The organism is Pseudoxanthomonas beigongshangi (genome assembly GCF_016820515.1).
Classification (GTDB): Bacteria; Pseudomonadota; Gammaproteobacteria; order Xanthomonadales; family Xanthomonadaceae; genus Pseudoxanthomonas_A; species Pseudoxanthomonas_A beigongshangi.
In genome coordinates, this window is the sequence record NZ_JADHDV010000054.1 from 1 (window position 1) to 5,422 (window position 5,422).

A 5,422-nucleotide genomic window follows, 5' to 3' on the forward strand; every position below is an offset into this window, starting at 1 on the left:
CTCGCGGCCGGAGGTCGCTCCTGCCCGGATGGGATCCACCTCATCGCGTCAGACCCCTGCCGCGATCGTGGAAGCGGCGCTCGCCACCGAAGGAGACGATTGGCAGGAGTTCTGATCCACGGAGCGGAGCTTGCTCCGCTCCACGATGTCCCCATCGGCTCAACATCCCGACAGCCGAGCAAGCTCGGCTCTACGCCTCCCCCTTGACCAGCCATGCGGCTGTTGAAAGCGAAGAAGGGGNGAAGGGGCTTGAGGGGGATTTGCTCCACCGAACGCGAAACACCGCCCCATCCGCTCTCCCTTCAGCCGAGCAAGCTCGGCGCTACGACGAGTCCTCCATGTCCGCCCCGCTCCGTTCCCGCGACACCGCCACGCACGATGACGAACTCCCGCGCGCGCATGGGCGCGAGTTCGAGTTCGGCGATCGCGATTTCCGCCGCATCTGCGATCTGATCCGCCAGCGCGCGGGCATCGCCCTCGCCGACGGCAAGCGCGACATGGTCTACGGACGGCTCTCGCGGCGCCTGCGCGCGCTCGGCTTGCGCAGCTTCCGCGAATACCTGGATCAGCTGGAAAGCGACGGTGGCGACGAATGGCAGGCGTTCACCAACGCGCTGACCACCAATCTGACCTCGTTCTTCCGCGAACCGCATCATTTCGATCGCCTGCGCGATGAACTGGAACGCCGCAGCGGCGCGGGCACGCTGCGGCTGTGGTCATGCGCGGCCTCGACCGGCGAGGAGCCCTACTCCATCGCCATCACCGCGTGCGAGGCCTTCGGCACGATGGCGCCGCCGGTGCGCATCCTCGCCACCGACGTGGACACCCAGGTGCTGGCGACCGGCGGGCGCGGCATCTATCCGCTGGAACGCATCGCCGGGCTGGACGACGGCCTGCGTCGCCGTTACTTCCAGCGCGGCACCGGCCCGAATGAAGGCCATTGCCGCATCCATCCGGCCCTGCGCCAACTGATCGAGTTCCGCCCGCTCAACCTGCTGGCGCCGCGCTACGACGTGGAAGGTCCGTACACCGCGATCTTCTGCCGCAACGTGATGATCTATTTCGACAAGCCGACCCAGCGCGGCATCCTGTCGCGGCTGGTGCCGCACCTGGCCGACGACGGCATGCTCTATACCGGCCATTCCGAAAACTACCTGCACGCCGCCGACATCATCCAGCCGTGCGGGCGCACCCTGTACCGCCGCGCCGGGGCACGCGGATGAGCGCCGCCGCCCTCGCCTTCGCCGACGGCAGCGTGCTGCGCTACCACGACGCCCGCTTCCAGACCCCGGCCGCCAAGCTGCTGCCCACCCAGTACCTGGTGGTCGATGACGACACCGCGCTGGTCACCGTGCTCGGCTCCTGCGTGGCCGCCTGCATCCGGGATCCGCTGCTCAAGCTGGGCGGCATGAACCACTTCCTGTTGCCCGACGGCCAGGCCAACGATGGCGCTCCTTCGCGCTACGGCAGCTTCGCCATGGAATTGCTGATCAACGACCTGCTCAAGCGCGGCGCGAGCCGCGCGCGCCTGGAGGCCAAGGTGTTCGGCGGCGCCAATGTGCTGAAGGGATTCACCAGCAATCCGGTCGGAACCCGCAACGCCGAGTTCGTCCGCCGCTACCTGGACATCGAACGCATCCCGGTGGTCGCCGAGGACCTGTGCGGCATCCATCCGCGCAAGGTCTGGTTCTTCCCCGCCACCGGCCGGGTGGTGGTGCAGCGCCTGCCGCACGCCCACGACGCCGAAGTGGCCGCCGCCGAGTCCGCCGCCCGCGCCCGCCTGTCGCGCACGCCGGTCAGCGGTGGCGTGGAGCTGTTCTGATGGGTGCGCCCTGCAAGGTCCTGATCGTCGACGACTCGGCCGTCGTACGGCAGATGCTCACCGAGATCCTGTCCAGCGACGCCGGCATCGAGGTGGTCGGCTCGGCCAGCGATCCGCTGATCGCGCGCGACAAGATCAAGCGCCTGAATCCGGACGTGATCACCCTGGACGTGGAAATGCCGCGCATGGACGGGCTGGCGTTCCTGGAAAACCTGATGCGGCTGCGTCCGCTGCCGGTGGTGATGATCTCCTCGCTGACCGAGCGCGGTGCCGACACCACCCTACAGGCGCTGGCGCTGGGCGCGGTGGACTTCGTCTCCAAACCCAAACTCGACGTGGTCCGCGGACTGGAGTCCTACGCCGACGAAATCATCGCCAAGGTCAAGGCCGCGGCGCGCGCCAAGGTGCGCCCGCTGGCGCGCCCGGCCAGCGTGCGCCAGAGCGCCGACGCGGTGCTGCCCGCCGCGCAGCCTGCGCGGGCGCTGCGTTTCCAGACCACCGATCGCCTGATCGCCATCGGCGCCTCCGCCGGCGGCACCGAGGCGTTGCGGGTGGTGCTGGAGCAGATGCCCGCCGACGCCCCGGCGATCGTCATGACCCAGCACATCCCGGCCGGCTTCAGCCGCGCCTTCGCCGAACGCCTGGATCGGCATTCGGCGATGGCCGTGCGCGAAGCCGGCGACGGCGAGGCGATCCTGCCCGGCCACGCCTACCTGCCGCCCGGCGGGCGCCACCTGCGGGTGATCCGCGACGGCGCGCGCTGGCGCTGCCGGATCGACGACGGCCCGCCGGTCAACCGGCACAAGCCGGCGGTGGACGTGCTGTTCCGTTCGGTGGCGCACGCCGCCGGCGACAACGCCATCGGCGTGATCCTCACCGGCATGGGCGACGACGGCGCGCGCGGCCTGCTGGAAATCGCCCAGGCCGGCGCTCCGACCTTCGTCCAGGACGAAGCCACCAGCGTGGTCTGGGGCATGCCCGGCGCGGCCGTGCGGCTGGGCGCGGCCAGCGAGACCGTACCGCTCGACGCCGTCGCCGAACGCCTGGTGCAACTGTCCGCGCAATCGCGCTGACCACCCGTTTCCGCCGTTTTCCCGGCGGATCTCCACCCAGGTCACAGTTTTCCCCGCGCATCGCGCATTGCCGCGACGAACGCTAAAGAGCCATCCCCCATGGCCGATATCCATACCGTGATTCAGCAGAGAGCACCCATGTATTCGCGCATCCTGGTTCGTCTTGCCGCTCCCTTGATCCTGACGCTGGTGTTCCCGCTGTCGGTCGCCTTCGACTGGCCCGGTGCGGTCCAATGGGCCATCCTGACCACGATGACGCTGGCCTGGCTGCTGTTCGCCTTCCTGTCGGTGTGGGGCGCGCAGAAACCCAGCGCGGAGCACACCAGCATCCTGCGCGAGCAGGACAGCCTGCTGAACGAACTGCGTCGCTTCGTCGGCAATGAAATCGATGGCTCTCGCGCCGAGATCGACCGCGCGCGTGGCCTGATCCGCGACGCGGTCGGCGGCCTGGGCGAAAGCTTCGACGCGATGATGCGCAAGTCCCGCGAGCAGAGCCTGGCGGTGTCGCGCATCGTCGACCGCGCCGGCGACGGCGACCGCGCCGGGGTGGACGTGGCCCGCTTCGCCCAGCACGCCAGCCAGCGCATGGAGCAACTGGTGGAAGCGCTCGAGCAGGTCAGCGGCCAGAGCACCACCACCGTGCACCACATCGACGAGATGGCCCAGCACCTGGACGGCATCTTCTCGCTGCTGGAGGACGTCAAGTCGATCGCCGACCAGACCAACCTGCTGGCGCTCAACGCCGCCATCGAAGCCGCCCGCGCCGGCGAAGCCGGTCGCGGCTTCGCGGTGGTCGCCGACGAGGTGCGCAACCTGTCCGAACGCTCGACCGCGTTCAACGAGCAGATTCGCAAACTGGCCCACAGCTCCAAGGACGCCATCGCCAAGGTCCGCGAGACCGTCTCGCACATGGCCTCGCGCGATCTCGACCGGTCCCGCGAGGCCCGCGGTGAAGCGGCCAACATGCTGACCCAGGTCGCCGCCATCAACGCCTCGCTGGGCGACGGCATGCGCGAGATCTCCCAGTGCGGCCATGCCATCGACCTGAGCGTGGCCGAGGCGGTGCGCGCCCTGCAGTTCGAGGACATCGCCACCCAGTCGCTGGGCAGCGCGGTCACCCACCTGGACCGCCTGACCACCATCAACCAGGAAGCCCTGGCCCTGCAGGAACTGTTGCATCGCAGTGGCGGCGTCATGGACCAGGAGCTGCTCTCGGCCCTGCGCCATATCGGCAGCCGCCTGCGCGACCGCCGCAGCGAATGGGAACGCCCGCCGCACAAGCCGGTGGCGCAGCAGAACATGGGCGCGGGCACCGTCGAACTGTTCTGATTTTTAACGAATACGTTCCGACACATCCGTTTTCCGCGACGCCGGTACCGCCTCCGCGGTGCCGGCGTCGTCGTATCCGCCGCGCCGGTCCGGCGGGCAACTGGCATACTGGCGCGGTTGTCCACCTGACCGTTGCCAATGACGGCCCGCACACCCGCCGCCCCCGATACGCCATCCATCCCCGCCGACGCCCTGCGCGAGCTGTACGCGCGCCAGGAAGCCGAGCGCCGTGTCGTCGCCCGGGCCCTGCACAACGAAATCGGCCAGGCGCTGTCGGCGATCAAGATGTCCGCCCACCTGGCCGGCGACGAGGACGACGCCATCCAGCGTCGCCAGGATCTGGCCGACATCGTGCGCATCGCCGACGACACCGTCGCCCGCCTGCGCGACCTCTACGCGGATCTGCGCCCTCCGCAGATCGACACCCTCGGATTGGCCGCCTCGCTGCGTGGCGAAGCCGAGCGCTGGCAGGCCCGCTGGGGCCTGGTGCCGCGACTGCGACTGGCCGATCCGGCGCCACGCGCGGACGCGGCGCTCGAACTGGCCGCGTTCCGCCTGGTGCAGGATCTGCTGCTGCCGCTGCCCACGCTAGCCTCGCTGGAACTGCGGCTGTCCGCCGCGCGCGCCGGTTTCGCCGTGCTGGAAGTCCACCACGACGGTCCCACGCCGGATCCGCTGACTGCCGCCCTGCTGCAATCGCGTGCCACCGCCGCCGGCCTCGCGCTCCATCTGCCCGGCGAGGCACAGGCCGGAATGCGCCTGCGGGTGGAACTGCCCGCCACGATGGCGGACGCTTGAGCATGTCCGCCTACCCCGTCGCGCCGCCATCGATCGCCCGCCTTGGCGCGCTGGATCCGGATCTTCAGGCCATGGTCGAGTCCGCCGTGCAGGGCGGCACGCCGCTGATGCTGCTGCACGTCGACATCGATCACTTCCGCTCCATCAACGAGAACATGGGCGCCGATGTCGGCGACCAGGCGCTGCTGCTGCTCGGCCAGCACCTGTCCACCCAGTTGGGCCCGGAGGCGCGGGTCTGGCGCCAGGGCAGCGACGAGTTCATCGTCGCCATGCCGCGGCTGCCCCAGGTGCCGTCGCCGGATGCGTTCGGCGCATTCGTGCGCGATCAGGTCGAACTGCCGATGGCGGTGCTGCCCTATACGCTGTTCCTCACCGCCACCGTCGGCATGGCGCTGTGCCC

Annotated in this window: 6 protein-coding genes; all 6 read left to right on the forward strand. The window is 69.7% G+C overall.

Annotated features, from left to right (window positions below; genetic code table 11):
- Positions 1 to 338 precede the first annotated feature (338 nt).
- On the forward strand, positions 339 to 1,223 hold the full coding sequence (locus IQ458_RS19310; protein WP_203323825.1) for a CheR family methyltransferase: 885 nt from the start codon (positions 339 to 341) through the stop codon (positions 1,221 to 1,223).
- Positions 1,220 to 1,822, forward strand: coding sequence for a chemoreceptor glutamine deamidase CheD (gene cheD, locus IQ458_RS19315; protein ID WP_183637014.1), 603 nt, complete (start codon positions 1,220 to 1,222; stop codon positions 1,820 to 1,822). Before IQ458_RS19310 ends, cheD begins: the two co-directional genes overlap by 4 nt.
- Entirely contained in the window at positions 1,822 to 2,895 is a 1,074-nt protein-coding gene (locus IQ458_RS19320) for a protein-glutamate methylesterase/protein-glutamine glutaminase (RefSeq protein WP_192198990.1), read from the forward strand. The genes cheD and IQ458_RS19320 overlap by 1 nt, the downstream gene beginning before the upstream one ends.
- A 138-nt stretch (positions 2,896 to 3,033) precedes the next feature.
- Positions 3,034 to 4,224, forward strand: a complete 1,191-nt coding sequence (locus tag IQ458_RS19325; protein WP_183637020.1) for a methyl-accepting chemotaxis protein — start codon at positions 3,034 to 3,036, stop codon at positions 4,222 to 4,224.
- Positions 4,225 to 4,362: 138 nt separating this feature from the next.
- Complete coding sequence (locus IQ458_RS19330) at positions 4,363 to 5,022, forward strand: sensor histidine kinase (RefSeq protein ID WP_203323826.1); 660 nt, start codon at positions 4,363 to 4,365, stop codon at positions 5,020 to 5,022.
- A 2-nt stretch (positions 5,023 to 5,024) separates the two neighbouring features.
- Positions 5,025 to 5,422 (forward strand): GGDEF domain-containing protein (locus tag IQ458_RS19335; protein ID WP_203323827.1); only part of this gene is annotated, 398 nt, incomplete at its 3' end.

What these genes read in the sequence shown, in the direction of transcription:
- cheD (WP_183637014.1), top strand. Translation starts at nt 1,220, where the DNA reads ATGAGCGCCGCCGCCCTCGCCTTCGCCGACGGCAGCGTGCTGCGCTAC.
- IQ458_RS19310 (WP_203323825.1), top strand. Translation starts at nt 339, where the DNA reads ATGTCCGCCCCGCTCCGTTCCCGCGACACCGCCACGCACGATGACGAA.
- IQ458_RS19320 (WP_192198990.1), top strand. Translation starts at nt 1,822, where the DNA reads ATGGGTGCGCCCTGCAAGGTCCTGATCGTCGACGACTCGGCCGTCGTA.
- IQ458_RS19330 (WP_203323826.1), top strand. Translation starts at nt 4,363, where the DNA reads ATGACGGCCCGCACACCCGCCGCCCCCGATACGCCATCCATCCCCGCC.
- IQ458_RS19325 (WP_183637020.1), top strand. Translation starts at nt 3,034, where the DNA reads ATGTATTCGCGCATCCTGGTTCGTCTTGCCGCTCCCTTGATCCTGACG.